General features: G+C 68.1%; 23 protein-coding genes. 9 read left to right on the top strand and 14 right to left on the bottom strand.

The genetic code is table 11. The features are described 5' to 3' along the window. Window positions 1-205: 205 nt before the first annotated feature. Complete coding sequence (locus H3H37_RS24390; protein WP_182167417.1) at window positions 206-2,167, bottom strand: PhoX family protein; 1,962 nt, start codon at window positions 2,165-2,167, stop codon at window positions 206-208. 247 nt (window positions 2,168-2,414) lie between these two features. Between H3H37_RS24390 and H3H37_RS24395 the strand changes: the two genes are divergently transcribed. Continuing rightward, a complete protein-coding gene (locus H3H37_RS24395) occupies window positions 2,415-2,909 on the top strand; it encodes a DUF3016 domain-containing protein (protein WP_182167418.1) in 495 nt (164 codons plus the stop codon). Window positions 2,910-2,970: 61 nt separating this feature from the next. Here H3H37_RS24395 and H3H37_RS24400 read toward each other — a convergent pair whose 3' ends face one another. The 4 genes from H3H37_RS24400 to H3H37_RS24415 all read right to left on the bottom strand — a co-directional run bounded on the left by H3H37_RS24400 (window position 2,971) and on the right by H3H37_RS24415 (window position 8,794). Further along, window positions 2,971-3,414: a thioesterase family protein gene (locus H3H37_RS24400; RefSeq protein ID WP_182167419.1), complete on the bottom strand. Its 444-nt coding sequence runs from the start codon at window positions 3,412-3,414 to the stop codon at window positions 2,971-2,973. 23 nt (window positions 3,415-3,437) lie between these two features. Continuing rightward, complete coding sequence (locus H3H37_RS24405; RefSeq protein WP_182167420.1) at window positions 3,438-4,136, bottom strand: dienelactone hydrolase family protein; 699 nt, start codon at window positions 4,134-4,136, stop codon at window positions 3,438-3,440. Window positions 4,137-4,190: 54 nt separating this feature from the next. Beyond that, window positions 4,191-7,070 carry a polymer-forming cytoskeletal protein gene (locus H3H37_RS24410; protein WP_182167421.1) on the bottom strand — a complete coding sequence of 960 codons (2,880 nt, stop codon included), beginning with the start codon at window positions 7,068-7,070 and terminating at the stop codon, window positions 4,191-4,193. Between the two features lie 92 nt (window positions 7,071-7,162). Further along, window positions 7,163-8,794 carry a M28 family peptidase gene (locus H3H37_RS24415; protein ID WP_182167422.1) on the bottom strand — a complete coding sequence of 544 codons (1,632 nt, stop codon included), beginning with the start codon at window positions 8,792-8,794 and terminating at the stop codon, window positions 7,163-7,165. 117 nt (window positions 8,795-8,911) lie between these two features. On the opposite strand from H3H37_RS24415, the gene H3H37_RS24420 reads away from it, so the two are divergent. The 6 genes from H3H37_RS24420 to H3H37_RS24445 all read left to right on the top strand — a co-directional run bounded on the left by H3H37_RS24420 (window position 8,912) and on the right by H3H37_RS24445 (window position 15,237). Next, window positions 8,912-9,721 carry an SDR family oxidoreductase gene (locus H3H37_RS24420; protein WP_182167423.1) on the top strand — a complete coding sequence of 270 codons (810 nt, stop codon included), beginning with the start codon at window positions 8,912-8,914 and terminating at the stop codon, window positions 9,719-9,721. 136 nt (window positions 9,722-9,857) lie between these two features. Continuing rightward, a complete protein-coding gene (locus tag H3H37_RS24425) occupies window positions 9,858-10,259 on the top strand; it encodes a hypothetical protein (RefSeq protein WP_182167425.1) in 402 nt (133 codons plus the stop codon). Window positions 10,260-10,329: 70 nt separating this feature from the next. Beyond that, the gene (locus H3H37_RS24430; RefSeq protein ID WP_182167427.1) at window positions 10,330-10,791 is read left to right on the top strand and encodes a hypothetical protein; all 462 of its coding nucleotides are present in this window, start codon (window positions 10,330-10,332) and stop codon (window positions 10,789-10,791) included. 382 nt (window positions 10,792-11,173) lie between these two features. After that, a complete protein-coding gene (locus H3H37_RS24435) occupies window positions 11,174-11,839 on the top strand; it encodes a hypothetical protein (protein WP_182167429.1) in 666 nt (221 codons plus the stop codon). A 147-nt stretch (window positions 11,840-11,986) separates the two neighbouring features. Beyond that, a complete protein-coding gene (locus H3H37_RS24440) occupies window positions 11,987-14,185 on the top strand; it encodes a DEAD/DEAH box helicase (protein WP_182167431.1) in 2,199 nt (732 codons plus the stop codon). Between the two features lie 149 nt (window positions 14,186-14,334). Continuing rightward, window positions 14,335-15,237, top strand: coding sequence for an alpha/beta hydrolase (locus H3H37_RS24445; RefSeq protein ID WP_229219023.1), 903 nt, complete (start codon window positions 14,335-14,337; stop codon window positions 15,235-15,237). A gap of 10 nt (window positions 15,238-15,247) precedes the next feature. Here the strand turns inward: H3H37_RS24445 and H3H37_RS24450 are convergent, their stop codons facing one another. Further along, window positions 15,248-16,141, bottom strand: coding sequence for a LysR family transcriptional regulator (locus tag H3H37_RS24450; protein ID WP_182167433.1), 894 nt, complete (start codon window positions 16,139-16,141; stop codon window positions 15,248-15,250). Window positions 16,142-16,258: 117 nt separating this feature from the next. Here H3H37_RS24450 and H3H37_RS24455 point away from each other — a divergent pair, with 117 nt between their 5' ends. Beyond that, complete coding sequence (locus H3H37_RS24455) at window positions 16,259-16,681, top strand: (R)-mandelonitrile lyase (protein ID WP_182167435.1); 423 nt, start codon at window positions 16,259-16,261, stop codon at window positions 16,679-16,681. Further along, a complete protein-coding gene (locus H3H37_RS24460; RefSeq protein ID WP_182167437.1) occupies window positions 16,681-18,120 on the top strand; it encodes an MFS transporter in 1,440 nt (479 codons plus the stop codon). Before H3H37_RS24455 ends, H3H37_RS24460 begins: the two co-directional genes overlap by 1 nt. 25 nt (window positions 18,121-18,145) lie before the next feature. Here the strand turns inward: H3H37_RS24460 and H3H37_RS26190 are convergent, their stop codons facing one another. The 8 genes from H3H37_RS26190 to H3H37_RS24500 form a co-directional block, all read right to left on the bottom strand. Further along, window positions 18,146-18,961 (bottom strand): GNAT family N-acetyltransferase, encoded by an 816-nt coding sequence (locus H3H37_RS26190; protein WP_182167439.1) that lies wholly within the window; start codon window positions 18,959-18,961, stop codon window positions 18,146-18,148. Between the two features lie 5 nt (window positions 18,962-18,966). Next, window positions 18,967-19,401, bottom strand: coding sequence for a type 2 periplasmic-binding domain-containing protein (locus H3H37_RS24470; protein WP_182167441.1), 435 nt, complete (start codon window positions 19,399-19,401; stop codon window positions 18,967-18,969). 14 nt (window positions 19,402-19,415) lie between these two features. Continuing rightward, window positions 19,416-20,597, bottom strand: a complete 1,182-nt coding sequence (locus H3H37_RS24475; RefSeq protein WP_182167443.1) for a porin family protein — start codon at window positions 20,595-20,597, stop codon at window positions 19,416-19,418. 39 nt (window positions 20,598-20,636) lie between these two features. Further along, window positions 20,637-21,425, bottom strand: coding sequence for a substrate-binding periplasmic protein (locus H3H37_RS24480; RefSeq protein ID WP_182167445.1), 789 nt, complete (start codon window positions 21,423-21,425; stop codon window positions 20,637-20,639). A gap of 131 nt (window positions 21,426-21,556) precedes the next feature. After that, entirely contained in the window at window positions 21,557-22,504 is a 948-nt protein-coding gene (locus H3H37_RS24485; protein WP_182167447.1) for an alpha/beta fold hydrolase, read from the bottom strand. A 1-nt stretch (window position 22,505) separates the two neighbouring features. Next, window positions 22,506-23,234, bottom strand: coding sequence for a TetR/AcrR family transcriptional regulator (locus H3H37_RS24490; RefSeq protein WP_182167449.1), 729 nt, complete (start codon window positions 23,232-23,234; stop codon window positions 22,506-22,508). Window positions 23,235-23,379: 145 nt separating this feature from the next. Next, a complete protein-coding gene (locus H3H37_RS24495; protein ID WP_182167451.1) occupies window positions 23,380-23,805 on the bottom strand; it encodes a hypothetical protein in 426 nt (141 codons plus the stop codon). Continuing rightward, window positions 23,802-25,070: a helix-turn-helix transcriptional regulator gene (locus H3H37_RS24500; RefSeq protein WP_182167453.1), complete on the bottom strand. Its 1,269-nt coding sequence runs from the start codon at window positions 25,068-25,070 to the stop codon at window positions 23,802-23,804. The genes H3H37_RS24495 and H3H37_RS24500 overlap by 4 nt, the downstream gene beginning before the upstream one ends. Window positions 25,071-25,091 lie beyond the last annotated feature (21 nt).

Raw genomic sequence — 25,091 nt, forward strand, 5'->3', positions numbered from 1 at the left:
TGCCAAGGTCGATACCGATCAACGTTACGCTGTCCATGATGGCGCCCTCCAGAAATGAAAACACCCTATAAGATTAGGACTTATAGGGTGAGGGTGACCATCTCATTAACCGGGGTCAGGTCATGCCATCACGCAACATGCACGGCATGTTGCGTGATGGCATGACCTGACCCCGGTTTGCGCCGGCTGGCCGGGTGAGGCTGGCTTAGCTCAGCACGGGCAGGCCGGTCAGGTAGCCGACGGCCGCGCCGAAGCGGTCGCGGTAGTTGGCGCGCACCAGCGGATCGAGCGTGGCCATCACTTTCGCATGCAGGCCGGTCAGGTTGCCGGCCGCGTCCTTGCCCACCTCCCAGTCACCGGGGTGCTGGAAGTTGCTCATGATGTAGGCGAAGCCGTTGATGTCGTCGACCGCGTGCAGGCCGGTCGATTCGGCGCCGGCCGGCGTGGACAACAGCCGCGTCAGCGCCTTAGTGTCGACGTTGTAGGCCCACAGGAAGTTGTTCACGTGCAGGCCGCTGTCCTCGCCGATGAACAGCGTGCGCAGCTTTTCCGAGAACTTGATGTTGTCGGGATTGGCCACCTTGTCCGGGTTGGCCAGGTTGCCCAGCGCGTCCGGCGTGGCCAGGTCCTCGCCCACCAAGGCCGGCACGGCGGCCATGTCGACCGGCACCCACTCGCTGTCGATGGCCGCGCCGCCCGTATCCTTCTGGCCGCCCTTGAGGTTGAGGCCGTACACGATGCCGGCGCTGGGGCCGGTGACCTTGACGCCGCCCGAGCCATCCTTCATGGCGCCGTTGATGTAGCTCATGGCCGAATAGGCGATCTTGTCCTTGGCGTTGACGGTCGTGCCTTCCATCTTGGTGAAGCCCATGCTGCCGCCCTTGAGCGCGGCGTAGCGGTGGGTTTCCAGGAACGCGGCCGCCTTGTCCATGCCCGGCTGCAGCTTGACCCAGTTCTTCTTGCCGCTGAACGGGATCTGGGTGTAGCTGGCGTCGGCCGGGTCGGTGGTCTTGACGGCCAGGATGTCGGCCGCCTTGAGCGTGTCGGCCAGGGCCTTGATCTCGGCGCTGGTGGCGCTGCCCAGCTTGATCCAGGTGAGGTCGGCCGAGCCGCCGTTGTCGGCCGTCTTCTGGGCCCACTTGGCCACGTACAGCGTGCCCGACGACAGGTCGCGCGCGCGGTCGGCCACGAACATGAACAGGCCGCCGTTGGTGGCGTCGTCGCCCATCAGCGCGGTGCGCTCGTCGGGCATCACTTGCACCAGCTCGTGCGACAGGCGGCCCATGCAGTAATGCTTCTTGATGCTGGCCGTGCCGTCCGGGTTCACCGTCACTTCCGGCAGGTGGCCGTAGTGGTAAGGGTTGGCCTTGGCGGCGTCGCCGAACAGGTTGAGGCTGAAGGCGGCGAACTGGCTGTTGCTGGCGATGGTGGTCGCGTCCGGTTCGTATTCTTCGCTCGACAGGTGGGTGTTCCATGGCGAACGGCTGGCGCCGCACGTGATCCACAGGCCGTTCACGGCGCTGGTGTCGACGTTGTGGTATTTCACCAGCGACAGCGCGCCGGTGGTCTTGTCCTGGTCCAGCGTCAGCACGGCGATCGGCGAGGGCAGCATGCCGTACATGGAGGCGCCGGCCACGTTGCGGGTCGTGTATTCGAACTGCACCACGGCGAACACGGTGTTGCCCTTCACGCCGGGCACGGTGGGCGCGTCCAGCTTGAGCAGCGAGGTGCCGTCCGGGCAGTCGGAGAAGAACTGGCGCTGGCCGGCGTCCGTCTTGTCGAGGATGGGCTGGTTGTGGATGTCGTAGTAGCCGCCGGCCAGGATGGTGCCGCCGCTGCCGTTGGGCACCATGGCGCCCGTGATGAAGAAGGTCTGGTACTGGAGCTGGTAGCTGCGCTTCGTGCCGTCGCTGTAGCTGGCTTGCAGGGCCGAACCGACCGTGGTGGTGGCCATCTTGGCGGCGTCGGCCAGGGCCGGGGCCGGCATGCCGGAGAAGGTGACCGTGCTCAGGGTGACGGTGGGCGGCACAGTGGCCGCGTCGGCGGACGAACCGCCGCAGGCCGACAGCAGCAGGGAGGCACTGCCCGCGCCGGCGAGCGGCAGCAGCGGGGCGCTGGACAAGAATTGCAGCAGACGGCGGCGGGACAGATCGGGGGACTCGTGCATGAAAAGCATCCTGTAATGGTGAAAGCCGGGGTTGAGCCATGCCATGTGCCGAACGGCTCTGCGCCGGCGGCATCATGCGAGGCGGTGGCGCGCCTCCATGTGCGGCATCTTAGTTATTTGATATGACGGGCGCGTGACATTGGTAACAATGTTATGCAACATGAACTGGCGTCCATGAAACGCGCTATAGTGAAAATGGGCGGTGTGTCCGCCCTGACCCGTCTGAAGTCTGAAAGGAATAACGACCATGCTTACCCGTTACCGTATCCTGGCCGCCGCGGCGCTGGCGCTGGCCGCCTGCGGACCGGCCCTGGCGGAGGTGACCGTCACCTACGTCAAGCCCGAGCAGTTCACTGACGTGCCCTACGGCGTGCGCGAACGCGAGCACGTGATGAAGGAGCTCACGGCCCACTTCAGCGATCTGGGCAAGCGCCTGCCGGCCGGCCAGAGCCTGAAGGTGGAAGTGCTGGACGTGGACCTGGCGGGCTGGGTTTATCCGCGCCGCTGGGGGCCGGACGATATCCGCGTGCTGCGCGGCGGCGCCGACTGGCCGCACATGCACCTGCGCTTCTCGCTGGAGCAGGACGGTAAGGTGCTGCGCAGCGGCGACCGCGAACTGGCCAACATGATGTACCAGGACCGCATGAACCGCTATCCGAGCGACGACTCCCTGCGCTACGAGAAGCAGATGCTCGATGACTGGTTCGAGAAGGAATTCGGGGCCAGCCGCAAGGCCGGCTAGTGGCTGGCGGCTCGCGGCTTGCGGCCAGGGACCGGCGCGGACGGCCGGTCAGGGCAGCCGCTCAGGGCTGCCGATTCGCTTGCGGGAAGCGGGCCGCGAACGCCTCCGGCATCGGCACTACCTTGCTGGCCGGGTAGTTGAAGAACACGAAGCCATACTTGGCCATGGCGACCAGTGCCGCGTCGCGCGGGCGCGTGACGCGGAAGATCACGTCGCCGCCGTACTTGTTAAAGTCCATCACCCCCACTTCGAACAGCAGCTGGTCGCGCGCGTGCGCCTCGGCCTTGTAGGTGGTGGCCAGGTCGGTGATGATGATGCCGGTGCCGTCCGGCTGCACTTCCGGCACGCCGGCGTCGTACAGGAAGCGGGCCCGCGCTTCGGACAGCATGGAGATCATGGAATCGTTACCCAGGTGGTTGGCGCCGTTGATGTCGGTCACGCGCACGGTGAGCTGGGTGGAATAGCAGAACAGGTGGTCGGGGAAGTCGAGGATGAGGCGGGCCATGGTGGTTCCTGTTGCGGGTCGTCTTATAGGTGCTCGCCCAGGAACAGCAAGGTGTTGCCGTGCGCCTGGGCGGCCGCGCGCTGCTGGTAGCTGGCGCGGTGGTTGCAGTTGAAGCCGTGCTGGGCCTGGTCGTAGACGTGGATTTCCACCGCGTCGTTGTCGTCGAAGGCGGTGGCGATGCGGGCCACGGCGTCGGCCGGGATGTGGGCGTCGAGCGCGCCGAAATGCAGTTGCAGCGGCACCCGCACCTGCGCGGCGCGCGCCAGCTGGTTCTGGATGCCTCCGCCGTAGTAGGCGGTGGCCACGTCCACCTGGCCATTGGCGGCTGCGTGGTAGGCCAGCAGGCCGCCGAAGCAGTAGCCGATCGCACCCACCTTGCCCTGCACGCCGGGCAGGGCCCGCAGCGCGCGCACGGTGTGGCCGATGTCCTGCTGGGCCAGCGCGACGTCGGTGGCGTTCTTCAGTTCGACGGCGCGCTGCCAGTCGGCGTCGTCGTAGCCCAATTCGATGCGCGCACCCTGGCGCCAGAACAGGTCGGGCGCCAGCACCACGTAGCCGTCGGCCGCGTACTGGTCGGCCACGTTGCGGATGTGGCTGTTGACGCCGAAGATCTCCTGCAGCAGCACGATGCCCGGGCCCCTGCCGCCGCGCGGCAGCGCCAGGTAGGCGTCGAAGCGGCCGTCGCCGCCCTGTATCTCGATCCAGTTGGAGGTGGTGTCCATGGCGGCTCCCGTGAGGTGCAAAGCCGCCATGCTACCGCAGATCGGGGCGCATCGTCAGTACACTTCGCGCAGGTAGACCACGGGGCCGGCCCGGTACACGCCGAACGTGGCGCGGCCCGTGGTGCTGGGCAGGTAGGGGATCGCTTGCGTGCCGCCCTTGCTCAGCGTGATGTCGACGGCGCCGCTCTTGCCGGGCGCGGCCACCGTGAACTTGCCGCTGCCACCCGTGAATGTGAGCTTGTCGTTGGCCAGCGTGAACGTGACAGCGCAGGTGTTGCTGCCGCTGTTGGCGAGGTTCTTCTGGCAGTTGCTGAACGTGACCAGTCCCGTCAGCGCGACGGCCGTGGCGTTCGCGTAGGCCGGATTGTTGACCCAGCCAATGGTGGCGCCGCCCCAGTACTGCGCCTGTACCATCACGGGCATGGGCAGCGCCTCGGAACCGTAGCTGTTGGCCACCGACAGGCGGCCGCTGACCACGCTCACCAGCGCCTCGTTGCTGCTCGCGCCGCGCAGCGAGGTGGCGCCGTCGGTGTCCGTGGCGCGCAGCCAGATGTTGGTCGGCGGCGCCAGCTGGGCCGACGTCGCCGGGTAACTGTAGGCGAACAGGTAGGCCGGCAGGCTGGCCGGATCGGCCGTGGCCACGCCCTTGGCGAAGCGCGCGGCGGCCACGGCGGCCGGATTGAGGCTGTTGCCGCCCGGCGGGATGGGCGGGTTCTGGTTGCCCGCGCCGCTGGCGCCCACGCCGTTGTAGGCCGCCAGCGCGACCGCCTTGGCGTACAGGCCTTCGTAATTCTGCGTTGTAACGCCGCTCTTGTTGTAGGCCGTCACGCGCAGGTCGAACGGCTGGGCCGCATACACGAACTTGCCGCTCGCGTTGGGCGCCGGGCACGGCGTGCCGAAGGCGGGATTGACGGGGCAGGTCATGGGCACGGTGCCATTGAGGGCCGTGTCGAAATGGTCGGGGATGAAGCGGCCGATATTGGTGCTGCCGGTCACGCCCAGCCCGGAGTTCAGGTAGCCATTGGCATTGGCCAGCGTGGCGGCGAATTTGATGATGCCCACTTCATCCCAGTGCATGGGCGTTGGCGGCGAGGGGCTTTGCGTCGAGGCGACGCCGTTGACCATGGCGGGCAGGCTGCCAGCGACGGCCATCATGTGTCCGCCCGCCGGCGCCACCAGCGATTGGGCCAGTGTGTAGCTTTCGGCGAGCGATTCGTTGCCGAAGTTGGCCGTCACGGCGTTGGCCGAATTGAGCGCTTCCAGCCTGGTGTGGAAGTCCTGGCCGGCGCCGATGAACACCGGGCCCGTGTCGTTGGTCGCGGCCGGATTGAGCGCGCTGTTGCTGGCGGCGGTGACGGTGAAGCGGAAGCTGGCCGGTGCGGCCGTGAAGCTGGCGGCGCCCTTGAGCACCAGGCCGGCGTACGGTCCGCTGGGCGGATTCAACTGGGCGCTCAGCGTCATGCGGCCGGCGTCGGCATATTGCAGCGTGGCGCTGGCCGTGCCGCTGGCGTCGAACGGCAGCGCGACGACGGCGCCGCCGGCGCTGCAGGCGGAGCTGGCGCTGGCCGCCAGTGCCGTGCCGTTCACGCGCGCCGGCACGGTGCCGCTGGCCGGGTTGGTGTAGTTGCAGTTGAAGGTGACGTTGTGGGTGACGTTGGCCAGCAAGGGCACGCACACGTTGCCGCCGCTGCCGGCCTTGAGCGCGCGCAGCGTGAAGCTTTGCACCTGTTCGGCGCGGTGGTCGGGGATGGTGAAGCTGAAGCCGGCGTCGGAGAACACCATGGTGCAGCTGCTGCTGCCCGTCACCGTGTTGTAGCAGGTGTTGGCATTGTTGGCCTCCGCCGCGCTGGCCGACAGCGTGGCGGAACCGGCCGTGCTTTGCTGCACGGTGCCGCTGCCGCTGCCGCCCGTGACGGTGAAAGTGGCGCCGCCCGGAGACAGGGTCACGTCCACCGGGTCGGTGTAGTAGGCCGAGCAGGCCGCGTCGGCGCAGGCCGTGAGGGTGACGGTCTGCGGCTCGCAGGTCAGGGCCGTGCCCGGGTGGCTGATCAGGATGTGGTCGAGGTCGGTGACCGGGCCGCCGCCACCGCGGCTGCAGGCGTTGGGATTGCCATGGCTTTTGCTGGTGACGCAGCTGTTGCCGCTGGCGCAGGTAATGCTCCCGCCGACCAGGCCTTGGGCGCCGATGTCGATCGCGGTGACGGTCGCATTGCCGCTGATGTAGGCGCAGGCGTTCTTCAGCACCACGTTATGGCCCGTCAGGTTGCCGTAGACGGAGGCGTGGTTATCGATGGTTACGTCGCCGCTGGCGCTGACGTTGCCCGAGAGGCTGGACTGTTTGCCCACGTACAGCGTGCCGGTTTTCACGTTGGCCACCACGTCGGTGTGCATATCGATGCTGATGCTGGCGGCCGTCACCAGGCCCGTCACGCGCATGCTGGACTGGAAGGCCAGCGCGCCGCTGGCCGTGACCGTGCCGTGGATGACGGCGCCGTCGCTGTTGTTGATGGCGATGGTGGCGGCGCTGATGTCGATGGTGGGGCTGGCCGCGCCGATAGTCAGCGCCAGGCTGCCGCCCACGGACAGGCTGCCCCCCGTCAGCGCCAGCTTGCTGGTCGCGAGGCTCAGGGCGCCGCCGATTTGCAGCGCCGCGCTGCCATCCATGGTCAGGGTCTGGCTTGAGGTGATGCTGGCCGAACTGCTGATGATGACGGTGTAGCCGTCGGCGATGGTGATGTCGTTGGCGCTCGACAGGGTGGCGCAAGTGTAGGTGGTGCTGGCATCGTCATAGCTGCAGCCGGCGACGTCGCCGCCATTGTAGGTATCGGTGGCGGCATGGGCGGCGCCGGCCAGCGACAGCGCGGCCAGCAGCAGCGCCGGGCGCAGCGCCTGCAGCAGCGCGCGCGGCACGGCGCGGGACAGGAAAGAAGACATGTTGGGATAGGGTGGACGGGCCTGCCCAGATTATAGGCTGATTCCAACCGTTGCCCTGTGGCATTTACAACACGGCCGGCGCTGCGTTGGCGTCAGCGTTTGACCTTGCCGAACGCGTCGCCCGCCTTCCAGGTCGGCATGGCGTTGCCGTTGGCCAGCGCATAGCCGAGGTTGAGCGTGAACTGGGCTTGCTGCACCATGCCCGACAGATCCCAGTCCGCATGGTATTCGTCGCTGACCTGGTGGTAGTCCTTCTTGAACGCCACCATCTTCGCGCTCGATGCCTGCTGGTCATGCGCGAACTCGAAGTAGCCGTCGCCCGAGAACACGGCAGAACCGACGTTGAAGGCGGGCACGCCGGCCTTGGCGAAATTGAAATGGTCGGCGCGGAAGTAAGCGCCCGACAGGTCCGGCACGGACGGCGCCAGCTTGAGCCCCATCTTGCGCGCCACCTGGCCGGCCGTGTCGATCAGCGAGCTGCGCTCGGCGCCGGCCACGCCGATGTCGCGCGTGGGGCCGACGAAGTTCATGCTGTCCAGATTGAGGTCAGCCAGCGTTTTGTTCAGTGGCCACAGCGGCTGCTGCACGTAGGCCGCGCTGCCCAGCAAGCCCTGCTCCTCGGCCGCCGGCCACAGGAACACCTGGCTGCGGCGGGCCGGATGTTTGACCGCTTCGGCCGCCATGGCCAGCAGCGCCGCGCTGCCCGAGGCGTTGTCGATGGCGCCGTTCCAGATATGGTCGGTCGGGTCGTCGCGGCGCGCCCCTTCGTCCATGCCCAGGTGGTCCCAGTGGGCCGAGTAGACCACGGCTTCCGCCTTCAGTTTCGGATCGGTGCCCGGCACCACGCCCGCCACGTTGAACTGCTCGACCTGGCGGATCGCGCTGCGCACTTCCGCATGCACCTTGATGTTCAGATCCACGGGCGCGAAGGCGCGCGTTTCGGCGCGCGCGCGCAGCGCGTCCAGGTCCTGTCCGGCGGCCGCGAATAGGGCGCGCGCCGTATCCTCCTGCAGCCAGCCTTCGACCGGATTGCCGGCGCCGGCCAGGTGGAAGCGCTCGTGGCTGAAGCCATTGGCCGGCACGCTCCATGGGTAGGAGGCCGATGGCGTGGTGTGGATCAGCAGCACCCCGGCCGCGCCCTGGCGCACCGCTTCCTCGTATTTGTACAGCCAGCGGCCATAGTAGGTGTAGGCCTTGCCGGCGAAGCGGTTCGGCTCCTCGGCCGTCGGCTGCGGGTCGTTGACCATCATGACCAGTACTTTGCCTTTGAGGTCGGCGCCCTTGTAGTCGTCCCAGTGCTCCTCTTCCGCGCGCACGCCGTAGCCGACGAACACCAGCGGCGCATCGAACTGCACCTCGCTCTTGCCGCTGGCCGTGCCGAACACGATCTCGCTGCCGATGGCTGGTGTGATCACCTGCAGGCCGGTGTCGAAGCGCAGCGCGCTGCCTTCCAGCAGCTTGCTGCCTTCGATGCGCACCGGCTGCCGGTAGCCCGCGCCCGCCAGCGGCTTGAGGCCGATGATGGCCGCCTGCGTTTCCAGGTAGCGCACCGCCAGTTCGCCGCCGCGCTGGCCCGTGCCGCGTCCTTCGAGCAGGTCGTCGGCCAGGAACGCCAGGTGGGCGCGCAGCGGCACTTCGCTGACCACCGGCTGCTGCGGCTGGGCGTGGAGCGTGGACGATGCCAGGACAAGTCCGGCGGCGATGGCGAACGGGGTAAGGCGCATGGCGGCTCCAGCGTGTAGTGGACAGGGCTGTCATCTTACTGCATTGCCGGCGCGGCGGAATGCCCCGCGTGGCCGGATTCAGTTAGCATCATGCGATAACAGACAAAAAGGGGACCCATGAAAGTCATCATCATCACCGGCAGCTCCGACGGCATCGGGGCGGAGATGGCGCGCCAGGTGGCCGCCGCGCATAAGAAGGAGGTGGCGCTGGTGCTGGCCGCCCGCAACCGCGCCCTGCTCGAACAGGTGGCCGGCCAGTGCGACGCGCTGGGCGCCTGCACGCTGGTGGTGCCGACGGACGTGTCAGTGCAGGCGCAATGCCAGGCGCTGATTGCGGCGGCCGTGGCGCGCTTTGGCCGCATCGACGCGCTGGTCAACAACGCGGGCCGCTCGGCCCATGCCTTGTTCGAGGAGGTGCAGGACCTGGGCTGGTACGAGGAGCTGATGCGCACCAATTTATGGGGCAGCGTGTGGTGCACGCACGCGGCGCTGCCGTACCTGAAACAATCGCGCGGCAGCATCGTGGCCGTGTCGTCGCTGGCGGGACTGATCGGCGTGCCGGGGCGCACGGCCTACAACGCCACCAAGTTCGCGATGGGCGGCTTCTTCGAAGGCTTGCGGGGCGAACTCAAATCGGCCGGCGTGAGCGTGACGATCGCCTATCCGGGCGTGGTGGCGACGCAGATACGCCATCGCGGTTTCAACGCGGCCGGCACGGCGCTGGGCCACAGCAGCCTGAAAGAGGACGACGCCATGCCGGTCGAGGAGTGCGCACGCCTGATCATCGCCGGCATGGAGCGCCGCAAGCGCGAAGTCGTCATGTCGGCCAAGGGTAAGCTGGGACGCTGGCTCAAACTGATCGCGCCGGGACTGGTGGAGAACATGGCGCTGGCCGCGCTCAAGGACGAACTCAAGCCGCACGGCTGAATTGGGCCGGTTGTAAGCGATTGTAAGACTCGGTAAGAGGTTGTAATGCCCGTCAACTGGACCGTTGCGGGCCCCGTTTTCTGCTCAGTGACACGGGAATTGTCCCGGCGCCGAAACCAGAAAAGGATTACACATCATGACCAAAATTATCGCTTCCCTGATCGCCGGCCTGTTCGCTACCGCTGCCTTCGCACAAGCGCCAACCGCCGGCGTCACCACCACCGCCGTCAGCGCACCTGTCGCGGTGAAAGCCGAAGCGAAAGATAGCAAGGCCGCCGTCAAGGCCGAAGTCAAGGAAACCAAGGCCGCCGCCAAGACCGAGGCGAAAGCCGACAAGGCCGCCGCCAAAACCGAGGCGAAGCTGGAAAATGCCGACGTCAAGGGCGACACCAAAGCCGCCAAGACTGAAGTGAAGACGGAAGCCAAGGTTGAGAAAACCAAGGAAACCAAAGAACACAAGAAGGCAGAAGAAGGCAAGGCCAAAACCGCCGCCGAAGCAGGCAAGGTGGCCGGCAAGGAAGCTGTCGTCGCCAAGTAATCAGCACCGGATTCGAACGCAGCGCCACATCGACACATAACGCACACTGACTGTTTAAAGGATGACCACCATGAGCAAAATTATCTCCGCCCTGATCGCTACCCTGTTCGCCACCGCCGCTTTCGCCCAGGCTCCGGCACCTACCGCGAACACCACCGCCGCCACGGCCAGCAGCGCGCCCGTCGCCGCCAAGGTCGCCACCAAGGAAGCCAAGCCTGCCGCCGTCAAAGCGGAAGCCAAGGACACCAAGGTGAGCGCCGTCACCAGCGAAGGCAAGGAAGGCGCCAAGGCTGACACCAAGGAAGCCAAGGTGAAAGCGCATCACCACAAGGCAGCGAAAGCCGCCAAGGCCAAGACCGAGACCAAGGATGCGGCCAAGGTAAGCGAGACGGCGGCCCCGGTGGCGCCAGCAGCGAAAGCGGCTCCTGCCGCACCTGCAGCGCCGGTGGCACAAGCTGCGCCGGCCGCCCCAGCAGCACCCGCAGCCGCCCCAGCACCGGCCGCGCCGGCAGCGAAGGTCGCGACGAAATAATCCGCGCTGCATCGCAATGACGAAGGACAGGGTTCGCGCCCTGTCCTTTTTTTTGGTTCTTCACGGATTAGCGGGAGCTCCAGGCGCTTCAGCTCCCTTACTGATAACCGCAAGCCGAAGGACACAGGGTGGTCCTCTCTTTTTCTTTCGGCTTTTCTAAATCGCGCGATTCACTAGTAGATCGTTATAGCTGCCACGATTCTGATCTGATTCGTGGCAAATCGTGGAACTAAAGCGCACGGGACGCCTCTAAAGACTATATAGCCGATTAGCGGAATATAGTGTTGCCGCAGCGGTCTTTTTAGTGCGCGATAGCGCGTTGCAGTAGTCCCTCGCAAGGATTAGCTGTGTTTATAGAACCGCCCTCACCGGGAGTGCCACCATGGCTGTCTACTATAAGCAGGTCCGTTTGCCTTCCGATGTACTGGAAGCATTGGGGGATCACTCCGGTCATTGGTGGTCGGCCCCCGAGCTGGAACCAGTCATCGTCGAGGCCATCCGCGCCTTCATCAAACCGGCATCGGCAACCCGCCAGCCGCCGGCGGACATGGATGCGGGCGGATATCAATGGAAGCAACTGTTCCTCCCGGAAGGCACCAGGCTGCGTGCCAGTTTCGGGGGAATACCCAGCTTCGCCGTGGTGGAAGGCGACGATATCGTGTGCGACGGGCGGACCGTCTCGCCGTCCGGCTTCGCCAACCAGCAAGGGTGTGGCAACCGCAACGCGTGGAAGGCTGTTTGGCTGCGCTTTCCCGGCAGTGAGCAATGGCTGCTGGCCGATGTATGCCGGGCACGGCAGAACGCGGCGATCTCACGCCTGTTCAACGGCGATGCGCCGACAGCCGATCGTGCCACCGCACCACATCCGGTGCCGGCGAGCCGTGCGAAGCGCGCCGGAAATCCCCAGTCCAAGCCGAAGAAAAAGGCGATCCGCCCACCCGATATGGCGGCGAGGGTGCAAAACGAAGGCAAGCAACGCGAGCATGGTGCCGGAAGAAGTGCTCGCCGCAAGCGCCGGGCTCAAAAACGCGTTCCCGGTAATCCGTGAAGAACCTTTTTTATTTGCGCCGCCCGCCACCGCGCAGGCGGCTATCCGAAAATGCCGGTAAATCGGTCGAGATTGCCGGGAGGGAGTAAACTACGCACCAATTTCTTTCGCAATTAGGCGATTCGAACAATTTTTGTGAGTGACGCCATGTCTGCATCCCCAATTGCCCTTTTCTCCGACCTGAACCTGAGTGCCCCGCTGCTCAAGGCGCTGAACGAAGTCGGCTACGAGTCGCCATCGCCCATCCAGGCCGCCACGATTCCCTTCCTGCTCGATAACCAGGACGTGCTGGGCCAGGCCCAGACCGGCACCGGCAAGACGGCCGCCTTCGCGCTGCCCATCCTGTCGCGCATCGACATCAAGCAGGCCACGCCGCAGGCGCTGGTGCTGGCGCCCACGCGCGAACTGGCGATCCAGGTCGCCGAGGCGTTCCAGACCTACGCCGCCCATATCCCCGGCTTCCACGTGCTGCCCATCTACGGCGGCCAGAGCTACGGCCCGCAGCTGTCGGCCCTGCGCCGTGGCGTGCACGTCGTGGTGGGCACGCCCGGCCGCGTGATCGACCACCTGGACAAAGGCTCGCTCGACCTGTCCAAACTGAAAACGCTGGTGCTGGACGAAGCCGACGAAATGCTGCGCATGGGCTTCATCGACGACGTCGAGCGCATCCTGCAGGAGACGCCGGAATCGCGCCAGACGGCGCTGTTCTCGGCCACCATGCCGTCCGTGATCCGCCGCATCGCCAACACCTACCTGCGCCAGCCCAAGGAAGTGACGGTGGCCGCCAAGACCGGCACCAACGAGAATATCCGCCAGCGCTACTGGCTGGTGAGCGGCATGCACAAGCTCGACGCGCTGACCCGCATCCTGGAAGCCGAGAACTTCGACGGCATGATCATCTTCTCGCGCACCAAGCTCGGCACCGAGGAACTGGCCACCAAGCTGCAGGCGCGCGGCTTCTCGGCTGCCGCCATCAATGGCGACATCCAGCAGGCGCAGCGCGAGCGCACCATCCAGATGCTCAAGGACGGCAAGATCGACATCCTGGTCGCCACCGACGTGGCCGCGCGCGGCCTGGACGTGGAGCGCATCAGCCACGTGGTCAACTACGACGTGCCGCACGACCCGGAAAGCTACACCCACCGCATCGGCCGCACCGGCCGCGCCGGCCGCAGCGGCGAAGCGATCCTGTTCATCACGCCGCGTGAAAAGAACCTGCTCAAGTCGATCGAGCGGGCCACCCGCCAGCCGATCGGCATGCTGGAACTGCCCACCATCCAGGCCGTGAACGACGTGCGCATTGCCAAGTTCAAGGAACAGATCACGGAAACGCTGGCGCAGGGCGAGCTGGAACAGTTCCAGAGCCTGATCGAGGACTACGAGCAGGAGCACAACGTCCCCGCCATCGAAATCGCGGCCGCGCTGGCCAAGCTGGCGCGCGGTAACGTACCTCTGCTGCTCGACAAGAAACAACTGACCACCTCGTGGGAAGAGCGCCCCGCGCGCGCGGCCGGATTCGACCGCCCCGAGCGCGGCGAGCGTCCTGAGCGCAGCGAGCGTTTCCCGAAAAAGGAACGCATCGTGCGCGCCGCCGATCCCGGCATGCAAACCTTCCGCATCGAAGTGGGCTACCAGCACGGCGTCAAGCCCGGCAACATCGTGGGCGCGATCGCCAATGAGGGCGGCATCGATTCCAAACACATCGGCCGCATTGAAATCTACGACGATTACAGTGTGCTCGACATGCCCGACGATCTGCCGGCCGACGTGCTGGACCACCTGGCCTCGATCAAGGTGGCCGGCCAGCAGCTGCGCATCAGCCGTGACGATGGCGGTGTGACGCCCGCGCCCATGACGAAGGCCGCACCGCCCGCACCGGCCGCCGCCGCGAAGAAGAAGGCCTCGCCGCTGACCAAGGCCGCGCAAGTGGCGCCGGACGAACTGGAAGCGGCGCCGGCCAAAAAGAAAAAGGAAAAGCCGGGCAAGGTGCAGGTTCCGATGAGCGCCTTCCGCATCGAAGTCGGCAGCAATAACGCCGCCACGCCGAGCAATATCGTCGGCGCCATCGCCAACGAAGCGGGGCTGGAAGCCAAGTACATCGGCCGCATCGAAGTGTTCGACACCTACAGCATGCTGGAGCTGCCAGCCGGTATGCCGGACGATATCTTCCAGCACCTGGGCAAGGTGTGGGTGGGCGGCGCCCAGCTGCGCATCAGCCACGCCGACCACATGCCGCCGGAATCGGGCAAGTCCACCCCGCCCAAGAAGCCGGCGCCTGGCGCCAAGGGCGACAAGTTCAAGGCCAAGCCGGCCGCCAAAGGCGCCAAGACCCGCAAGGACTATTGAGCGCCGCCAGCATGATGTGAACTGAACGACAGGGCCTGCGGGCCCTGTTGTTTTTTATGGCGCCACCGGCGCGCCAACGACGTGTAATGCGTGTAGCATGCCGCTCAACCTATCCGGTTTATCCAACCTGACACCGAGAGGATGACAGCATGTTGAAAAAAATGCGCAAGCGCCTGATGGCCGCGGCCACAAGCCCGGCATCCGGCGGCGCGGCCCCGGCGCCCATGACGCTGGACGATTATCTGGCCCTGAACGGCAGGGCGCCCGATCTGCGCGTCGATTACGGCGACGGGCCGTCCCAGTTCGCGGAGCTGTTCGTGCCGCAGGGTGCGGGCCCGTTCCCCGTGGTGGCCCTGATCCACGGCGGCTGCTGGACCGTGCAATACGGTGGCATCGCCCAGATGCGCAACATGGCGACCGAATTGGCGCGCCAGGGCATCGCCGTGTGGAACATCGAATACCGCTGCCATGATCAGCCGGGCGGCGGCTACCCCGGCATGTACCAGGACGTGGCGCGGGCGCTGGATGGCTTGCGCGCGCTGGCCGCGCCCCACGGCCTGGACTTGTCGCGCGTGGCGCTGGTGGGGCATTCGGCCGGCGGCCATCTGGCGCAGTGGGCCGCCGCGCGCGCGCGCCTGCCGCGCAGCAGTCCCTTGTTTGTGACCGATCCGCTGCCGGTGGCGGCCGTCATCAGCCTGGGCGGACTGGCCGACCTGCGCAACGAGGCCGCGCTGATCCTGTGCAGCTGCGAGCGCGAGACGGCGCAACTGGCGGGCCAGCCCAGCGCGGCGCGGCCGGACGTCTTCGCCGACACGTCGCCGGCCGAACTGCTGCCGTGCGGCGTGCGCACGGTGCTGATCCACGGCGAATTCGACACCATCTCGCCGCTGCGGGCCGGCGAAGACTACGCGCGCCGCGCCCGCGCGGCCGGCGACGCGGCCGAGGTGATCGTGCTGCCCGGTGGCAGCCATTACGACGAAGTGTCGGCCGGTTCGCCCTGCTGGCCCATCGTGGTGGGCCAGATCCGCAAGGCGTTGGGCATGGCGGCGTAGACCGTTGTGGCTAGGGGCGGTAGCGCAGCGCCTCCACCAGCAGCGCGAACGCGGGCGCGGCCTGGCGGCGGCTCGGGTAGTACAGGTGGTAGCCGGGGAAGGCCGGGCACCAATCCTCCAGCACCCGCACCAGGCGCCCCGCCGCCACGTGCTCCGGCACCATGTCCTCCGGAATGCAGCCCAGCCCGAACCCGGCCAGCGCGGCCCGCAGGATGGGCGGGCTGCTGTTGAACACCAGTTGTCCATCCACACGCACGCTGAGCGACTGGCCATCCTTTTCGAACTCCCACGCATACAGGCCGCCGTAGGTGGGCAGACGCAGGTTGATGCAGTCGTGTCCGGCCAGCTCGCCGGGCGTGGCGGGTGGTGGCCGCTTGGCGAAATAGGCGGGCGCACCGACGACGGCCATGCGCAGGTCGGGCGCGATGCGCACGGCGATCATGTCCTTGGCCACCTGGTCGCCCAGCCGCACGCCGGCGTCGTAGCGTTCGGCGACGATGTCGATCAAACCGTAATTGACGATCAGCTCCACCTTGATGTCCGGGTAGCCGGGCAGGAATTCGGCCAGCCGGGGCCACAGCACGGTGTTGGCCGCGTGGTCGGCGGCGGAGATGCGGATGGTGCCGGCCGGCTTGTCGCGCAACGCGCTGAGCGCGGCCAGCTCCGCCTCGATGTCGTCGAAGCTGGGTGCCAGCGTCGCCACCAGCCGCTCTCCCGCTTCCGTGGGCGCCACGCTGCGCGTGGTGCGCGTGAGCAGGCGCACGCCCAGCCGCGTTTCCAGCGCCCGTATCGTGTGGCTCAGCGCCGACTGCGACACCCCCAGCTGTGCCGCCGCCCGCGTGAAGCTGCCCGCCCGCGCGACGGCGAGGAAGGCCACGAGGTCGTTGTAGTTCTCCCGCATCATTAATGAGCTCCACTCATAGGTTCATGCTGATTATAGCCACTTATCACAGTAGTCCCTGGCCGCTAAAGTGGCTGCACGGTCGCCGTCGTGGCGGCCATCGTGCAAGGACAGCTCACCATGGACATCATCCGCAGCGGCGCGCAAGCCGCCACCCCCGGCCCGGCCGACTACTTCACTGGCAGCGTGCGCGTGGAGCCCCTGTTCCAGCCACGGGCGCCGGCCCGCGCGCTGGGCGTCAGCGTCGCGTTCGAGCCGGGCGCGCGCACCGCATGGCACACCCACCCGCTGGGCCAAACTCTGATCGTGACGGCCGGCTGCGGCCTGATCCAGCTGTGGGGCGGTCCCGTCGAAGCGATCCATCCCGGCGACGTGGTGTGGATTGCGCCTGGCGAAAAGCACTGGCACGGCGCGGCACCCAACATGGGTATGGTGCACCTGGCGATCCAGGAGCAGCAGGACGGCAAGACGGCCGACTTCATGGAACACGTGGGCGCCGACCAGTACCCCAGCGCCCCCGTGCGCCATGCGAGGGCGCGGTGATGGCCGCCGCCGCCAACGCCGCCGCGGCGGCCCGCCAGCGTGCCGCCGTGCTGGCCATCATCCTGGTTAGCTACCTGATGATCGTGCTCGACGCCTCCATCGTTATCACGGCGCTGCCGAAGATACGCGACGAGCTGGGGTTCAGTGCCACCGGCCTGACCTGGGTGCAGAGCGTCTACACGCTCGCCTTCGGCGGCTTGCTGCTGCTGGGCGCGCGCGCCGGTGACATCCTCGGCCGGCGCCGCATGTTCATCGCGGGGCTGGGCGTGTTCACGGCAGCCTCGCTGGCCATCGGCCTCGCGCGCTCGGCCGCCTGGCTGATCGCGGCGCGCGCCGTGCAGGGGGCCGGCGCGGCCGTGCTGGCGCCGTCCACGCTGGCGCTGCTGACCGTCCATTTCGCCGAAGGCCCGCAGCGCACCCGCGCCGTCGGCTACTACGGCGCCGTGGCCGGCGTGGGCGCCGCCATCGGCCTGGTGCTGGGCGGCGTGCTGGCGGACGCGCTGTCGTGGCGCATCGGTTTTTTCATCAACCTGCCGATCGGCTTGGCGCTGATGCTGGGCGCGCGCCGCCACCTGGCCGAAACGGCGCGCCACGCGGGCCGCTTCGACTTGGCCGGCGCGCTCACCTCCACGGCCGGCATGGGGGCGCTGGTGTACGGCATCGTGCACGCGGCGGCGGCCGGTTGGCGCGACGCGCGCACGGCGCTGGCCGTCGGGATCGGACTGGCGCTGCTGGTGGCGTTCGTGCTGGTCGAGCGGCGCGCGCGCCAGCCCATCCTGCCGCTGCGCCTGTTCGGGGACCGCGCGCGCAATGGCGCGCTGGCGGCCCGCCTGCTGTTCCTGGGCGCCATGGTGGGCTTCTGGTTCTTCACCACCCAGCTGCTACAGGAGGTGATGGGCTACAGCGCATTCGCGGCCGGTGTCGCCTTCCTGCCCATGACGTTGGCCAACTTCGCCACGGCGCTGGCCGTGCCCCGGTTGACGGCGCGCTGCGGCAATGCGCGCGTGCTGGCCGCCGGCCTGGGGCTGGCGCTGGCTGGCATGGTCTTGCTGAGCCGCGTCGGCGCCGGTTCGTCGTACGGGGCGGCCGTGATGCTGCCGATGGTGCTGATCGGGGTGGGCCAAGGCGGCGCACTGAGCCCGTTGACGATCGCCGGCGTCGCCGGCGTGGCGGCCGGGGACGCGGGCGCGGCGTCCGGCCTGGTCAACGTGGCGCATCAGCTGGGCGGCTCCGTGGGACTGGGCATATTGGCCGTGGCGTACGCCAACGCCGTGCCGCTGGCGCCCACGGCGTCGCTTGCGCCGGATCCGCGCGCGGCGCTGGCCTGCCGCATCGGCGCCGCGTTGACGGGTGGCGCCGTCATGCTGGCGCTGGCCATGGCGCTGGCGCTGCTGTTGCTGGCGCGCCGGGCGCCCCGCTTGCAACAGGCGCTCTCATGATCCGAACGCCTGCGCGGTGCCGGTTTCAGTAGTCCGAGTATTTGCGGGCGTCGCCGCGCACGCGCTCGGCCGGGTACTTGCGGCGGTTCAGTTCCATCTTCTCGCGCAGGGCCGCCGCCAGGTCCACATTGGTCTTGTCGGCCAGCTGGATCAGGTAGGCCAGCACGTCGGCCAGCTCGTGGCGGATGCCGGTGCGTTTTTGCTCGTCCAGTTCCGCGTCTGCGCCCGTGGGCAGCCACTGGAAATGCTCCACCAGTTCCGCCACCTCCACCGACAGTGCCATGGCCAGGTTCTTGGGCGTGTGGAATTGCTCCCAGTCGCGCTCGCGCGTGAACGCGCGCAGCTCGTCGCGCAAGGCCGTCAGGTCGCTGGCGCGCGCCTGCGCGCCGCCGACCAGCGGCTTTTCCATGAACACGCTGAGCGGATCGTCGCGGTAGTCGCCATACGGCGCGCAGCGGCGGAAGCCGTGGCGCGCGTACAGGGCCAGCGCCGGCGGCTGGGACGGTCCCGTCTCCAGCGTCAGGCGCGGGCAGCCGGCCGCCCGCGCCGCGTCCTCCAGCATGTCCAGCAGGCGGTCCGCCGCGCCCTGGCCACGGCAGGCGGGCTGCAGGTACATGCGCTTGATCTCGCCATACCCGGGCGTCAGCACCACGGCGCCGCAGCCCACGGCCTCGCCGGCGGCGTCGCGCACCACGGCGAACTTCACGTGCGGCTGCTTGAGCGTGGCCAGGTCCAGCGCATACACGCTTTCCGGCGGATACAGGGTGAGGTGGTAGGCGTCGAGGTCGGCGATCAGGGCGATCACTTCGGGCTGGTCTGGGGTTTCGAAGGCGATATGCATGCCCGCTAGTGTATCGACAACACGGCGCGCACGCTAGGATCGAGCGCGCTGCGGTCGATATAGCCCACCAGGTTGGGATTGTCGGCCACCAGCCGCTTGATGGCCGCGTTGTCGCCCGATTCCACGGGCGGCTGGCCGCGTCCCGTGAACAGCATGCGGGCCCAGTGCGCCTTCATCTGGGCCGGCGCCTTGCCGCTGGTTTTCAGGTAGAACGCGTCGCGCACGGGCGAGCCTTCGCTCTGGTCGATCGGCACCGCGTGCAGGCCGTTGGGGAAGTCGGCCGACTTGCCGAGGAACAGATCGGCGGCCTGTTCGCCGCTGAGCGCCTTGACGGGATTCTTGGCCGAGACGATCACCACCACGTCGGCGTGGCAGCTGGCGCCGGCCAGCAGCGCGGCCGCCAGCAGCAGTCGGCGCAGGGTAGAGACGGGCGTATGCATGATGGGCCTCGTCGTCAGAAGATAAAGTCAGCCAGCGCGCTGACCACGTTGACCTGGCCGCCGCGCGGCGTGCCCGGCGCCACGTTTTGCAGCGTGCCGTAGGAACCGGCGCCCAGGTGCAGCTGGTCCCATTGCAGCTTGACGTCGACATTGCGCGCCAGGTCCCAGCGCACGCCGGCCGCGTAGGTGTGCTGGGCGATGGGCGCGGCGCCCGTGTCCGACAACGGTTTGAGGGCCGACACGGTGGCGTAAGGCGTCAGGTTGCCGATGCGGACCCCGCCGTTCACATACCAGGCCGCGCGCACCGCCTCGATGCCCTTGGCATCGTAATTGGTCACGCGCACCCACTCGGCCGAGGTGAACCAGTCGCCCGGGTCCCACGCCGCGCCCAGCGACATGAAGCGCCCGCGCGGCGGCTTCTGGTTGTCCACGTCGCGCTGCTGGTAGGCCGCGTGCAGCGTCAGCGGGCCGTGTTCCAGCGTGTCGAACACGCCCGCCACGCCGCTCGAATGGACGTCGACGCCGCGCGTGTTGGTGACGGTGCGCTTGCCGTACAGGATGCTGGTGGTGTTGCTGGTGTCGCCGCTGCGCACACGGTAGGAGGCATCCACGCCATCGCTCTCCTTGAGCGCCAGCAGCCGGTACACCTCGATCGGCGGACGGGCCGTGACGTTGCTGTAGCCAACCCGGCGTGAATCGGAGGCGAGGAAGCTGGCCAGCGCGATGCGCCCGGCGCGCACGCTCAGGTTGGGCGTGATCGCATATTTCAAGTTGGCCCAGTTGATGAACGGCTGATAGCTGTTGTTCCAGCGGTATTCGGACAAGACCTGCACCACGGCCTGCAATTGCGGCGTGAAGTTGGCCGTGAACTGCACGCCGAGCCGGCTGTCCACATCGCTGCTCCACTGGTGGTTGCGGCCCGTGCCTTGCGGTTGCAGATTGTCGAACACATAGTCGGCGCCATGCTGGTCCGAGTGGGCGTAGCCGAAGGTGCCGAAGCCGTTCACCGACAGCAGCGGGCGCACCGGGTCGGCCGGCGCGGTCCCGGGCGCGGTTGCCGCCACCGCGCCGGTCGCATCGTCAGCGGCATAGGCGGCATCGGCGGCATGCGCGGCGGCGCAGGCCAGCGTCAGCAGCAAGGCAGCGACGGCAGCCAGGGCCGGTGGCGTGGCGGGGAAGGTGGGCGATGTGGACATCCAGGCTCCGGGCATCATGGGCGGGGCACCGCCGTTCGGTTATTGTTCGAGGTAGTGCGATAGCAGTTTATCGAGTTCGTGCGTCTTGTCCAGCCGTGCCAGCCCGGCGTTTATAGTTTGCAACAGTTGGGCCGCCGCGGCGCCGCTGCCGGCCACGCCGAAATACAAGGCGCGCAGGGGCGAGCCGGGCAGGGGCTGGCTCACCAGCGTGCCGTCCACCAGCATGCCGCGCAGCGTGGGGTTGATCAGGTACTGGCCGGCCATGGTCTCGCGGCTATCGATGAACAGGTCGCAGCGGCCCAGGTGCAGCTTGCCGATCAGTTGTTCGTAGCCGATGGTGGCGCCGCGGTCCACGTCGGCGGTGGCGATGCCATACGCTTCGAAGCGGTAGCCGCCCAGGCCGCACAGGTGGTAGCGGTGCACGTCGGCCAGCTGCTGCAAATGGATGCCCTGCGGGCGCGCCCGGCGCGAATAGAAGTACACATTGTGCATGGTGAAGTACGGATCGCTGAGCAGCAGCTTGCTGGCGGCGGCGTCGGCCTGGCCGATGTTGAGCGCCAGCGCGATGCGGTGGTCGGCCACCAGCGCCAGGCAGCGCGCCCACGGCAGCAGCTGGACCTGCACCTGCCAGCCGGCGCGGGCGCCGATCAGGTTGAGCAGGTCCACGCTCGCGCCCACCACGTGGCCGCTGCGCTGGCCCTGCACGCGCTCGGCGTACACGAACGGCGGCATCTCCGCCTGGTCGGCGCAGGCCTGGATGGTCGCCGCCCGTGCCGGGGCCATGGCCAGGCTAAACAACAGGAGCAGCAGGGCGTGGACGCGGTTCATGGTGTGAATGGGGCGGCGGCAAGTGACCGATCCCCATTCTAGCAAATGCCATGGTCATGGCTGCCAATATTGTTGCGCCAATGCAAATCCAAGCGATCTCCGCGCCGCAGTCGCCCTTCCGACGGGCGCGCTCAGGCGGGCGCGCTCTCGCGCCGGAACGCCAGGTAGTCGCGCGCGCTCTGGCGCGGCGCTTCCAGCATGGGCAGGTGGCCGATGCCGGGCATCAGGATGGTGCGGCTGCGGCGGAACAGGGCGCCCAGCGCGGCCGCGCCGGACGGATGCAGGATGCGGTCCTGCTGGCCCCACACGATCAGCGCCGGCGGCGCCAGTTCGCGGTATTGCTGCTCCAGCAGCGGCGCCGTGGTCAGTTGGTGCATGATCCGCTGGTGCAGCGCGAGGTCGGCTGCGCCGCGCCGGCCCAGCCACGTGCGCACGCAATACGGCAGGAACGGTTCGCGGTGGGTGGTGCTGGCGATCAGGCGCTGCACGTCGCCCGGCTGGCGCAGCAGCAGCGGCATGTCGCCCGTGTCGCGGTAGCGTTCCAGTACGGCCGAACTCTGGGCGGCGGCCGTACCGGCCGGGTCCAGCAGCCACAGGCTGGCCACCCGTTGCGGGTAGGTGGCCGCGAACTGCGCGGCGATAAAGCCGCCCATGGAATTGCCGCCCAGGTGCACGGGGCCCGGCGCCACCTGGTCCAGGAAGGCGCGCAGCCGTTCCACCTGTTCGGCGATGGTATAGCTGGCGGCAGCGTCGCGCGTGGCCTCGCCAAAGCCGGGCAGGTCCGGGATCACCACGTGGTAGTGGGGCGTGAGGTAGCGGGCGATGCGCGTGAAGTTGTCCTTGTCGCCGCCAAAGCCATGCACCAGCACCAGCGGCGTGCCGCGCCCGCCCTCCAGGTAGGGCATCACGAAGCCCGGCACGGCGACCCGCTTGAGCCGCAGGCCGGCGCGCCAGCGTTCCAGTTCCATGCCCAGCCGGGCCGCCGTCAGCGGCGCCAGGCGGTTGAGCAGCAGCACCACCACCAGCAGCGCGCCGGCCAGCGTCGCCAGCACGGAAAAAACGGTATACACGGTTCCCATGTCAGGCGCTCCGGCGGCCGCTGGCGGTGGCCGTGGACGGTGCGGCGGCGCCCTGCCATGCGGCCGCCGTGGCCAGCCCTAGCGCCAGCAGGTTCTTCACCAGCACGGCCTTGGCGGGCTTGAAGCCGGCCAGGGCCCAGTTCTTGGCCGTCTGGTAGATGGCGCCCAGCAACGCGCCCGACAGCAGGCGCGGCGACAGGCCGTCGGCCGGCGTGGCCGGTAAGTCCAAGCAGATCACCTGTTCGATCAGGTCGGTGGCCAGCTCCAGCCGGCGGCGGTAGGTGGCGTTGGCAGCCTCGCTGGCGCCCTCGATCTCCATCAGCACCAGCCGCGCGCGCGCCTTGTCGGCCGCCACGGCAGCCAGGTAGGCGTCGAGCGCGGCCAGCATGCGGTCGTGCGGATTGGGCGCGGCGCGCGCCACCCGGGCCGTCACCTTGGCCAGGATGGTGTCGGCCGCCTCGTTGTAGGCGCTGCACAACAGGTCGTCGAAATTGCTGAACGATTCGTAGAAATAGCGCTCCGTCAGCCCCGCCTCGGCGCACAACATCTTGAGTGTGGTGTGGTGGTAGCCGTGGGTGCCGAAGCAGTGGATGGCCGCCGCCAGCAGGCGCTGGCGCCGTTCGCTCACGCGCTGTTCGTTGCTGGCGCCGCGGTACACGCGCTCGCCCTTGGCCGCTTCCGCCGCCGTCATCTTCTTGGCCATCTCGTCCCGCTTTCGTTGGTTTGACATCGTTCAATGTCAATTTGATGGCCGTATATTGACATTGGTGAATGTCAATTGTAAAGCGGTTTTGCTGGCGATGCGTGGCCGGTGGGTGCCGTCCTCACCGGCGCGGGCTGGGCCGGGGCGCCGCGCCGCCCTGGTGTTTGCCTCGTCAGCGCAGCGTGGCCACCACCAGTGTGGCGTCCTTGGCGACGCCGCCGATTTGGGTGGCCGGCACCACCATCGTCAGCGTGCCATTGATGGTGCCGTCGTCATGCGCATCGAGCTCCAGCTTGAGCTGGCGGTCGGCCGCCACGAACGTGTGGTCCGAGGCGGGCACCAGGCGGTGCCGTCCTTCGTTGTCCACTTCCGCGTACAAGGTGTAGCCACGGGTGAACAGGTACAGGCTTTTGCCGTTGGACAGGTCGTAGGCGCCCTTGTAGGTGTAGAGGTCGGCCTCGCTCAGGCGGTAGGGATGGTCGGGCAGGGTGAAGTGGGGGGCGCTGGCGGGGATGCGCACGGTGTCCGGCGTCTGGGCGTGCGCCGTCAGCGCCAGTACCAGCGCGCATGGCAGCGCGGCGAGTGGGATCGTTTTCATGATGTGCTCCTGTCGCAGTGGGTGGGCGCGAAGGCGGTGCGCGCATCGCGCGGGCCGGTGGCCAGCCGGTCGTGCGGGCGACCGGTGCGGACAGTGTAGGGAGGAGCGTCGCCGCCGTCGTCACACGAATGGGTGAGGCCCGGCACATCGTAGATGGCGGCCGAGCCGTGCAGCAGGGCCACCAGTTCGCCCTGGCGGCAGGCGCCGGTCTTCGCGTACACCCGCTGCAGATGGGTCTTGATGGTGTTCATGCTGATGCCGCGCGCCAGCGCGTGCTGCTCCAGCGAGCCGCCTTCGGCCAGCGCCTTGGCCACGTCCGCCTCGGCCGGCGTGAGCTGGTATAGCTGGCGCAGCGCGCTTGCGTCCACGGTGGCCTGTTCCGTCGCGCGCAACAGCAGCAGCGCGCGCGGCACCGAGCCGGCAGGGGCAGGCAGCGGCGCCACCGTCAAGGTCAACGGGGCCAGGCCGTGGCGCGGCAGGCAGCACGACTGGGCGCGCGGCGCGCGGCCCGGTCCGGGCAGGGCCGCGCGCACCAGTTGCGCGAGGCTGGCGCCGCCGGGCGCCACGGTGGCGCTGAGCCGGCCATGCAGCAAGCGCAGCGGCGACGCCGGCGCGAGCAGGGCGGCCGCGCTGTCGGTCGCGTGCAGTACGGTCAGTTCGGCGTCGACCACGATGGCGGCCACGCGCGCGCTGGCCAGCGCGGCCTCGTCGCAGCGCAGGGCCAGGCCGGCCTGCTCCAGCCGCAGCTCCAGCCGCAGTGCGCGTTGCAGATGGGGCAGCAGGGCCGCCAGCTGGCGTTGCGCATCGCGGTCGTAATGGCCGGCCCGGCGCGGACGGTGGATGCCCAGCACGGCGTGCCGGCGCGGCGCCAGCGGCAGCAGCGCGCCGACCACGTAGAAGATGCCGGCCGGGCGGCAAAAATCGGCGTAGTAGGACGAGCGCATGAAGTCGGCGTCGGCCACCAACTCGGCGCTGCTGTACACCCGGCCCGCGCCCAGCTCGCGCGCGCGCCGGGCCCATAAGTCCTCATGGCAGAAATGCTGCTCGTACTGGCTTTGCATGGCAGCCGTGAAGTTGGCGCTGTGGTCGAGCACACGGGCCGGGCCGCGCTCGTCGAGCAGGGCCAGCACGGCGCTGTCGGCGCCGAACGCGGCCGCGAGGCGCGCGCACAGGCCGCGCCAGTGGGGCGGTCCCATGGCCGCCTCGTAGATCTGTTCCACCAGGTCGAGCTGTCGCTGACGCAGGTTGTCGTCCATGGCTGTCATGGCGGTCTCCGCGGCGGACCG

This window comes from Rugamonas brunnea, from assembly GCF_014042345.1.
Lineage (GTDB): Bacteria > Pseudomonadota > Gammaproteobacteria > Burkholderiales > Burkholderiaceae_D > Rugamonas > Rugamonas brunnea.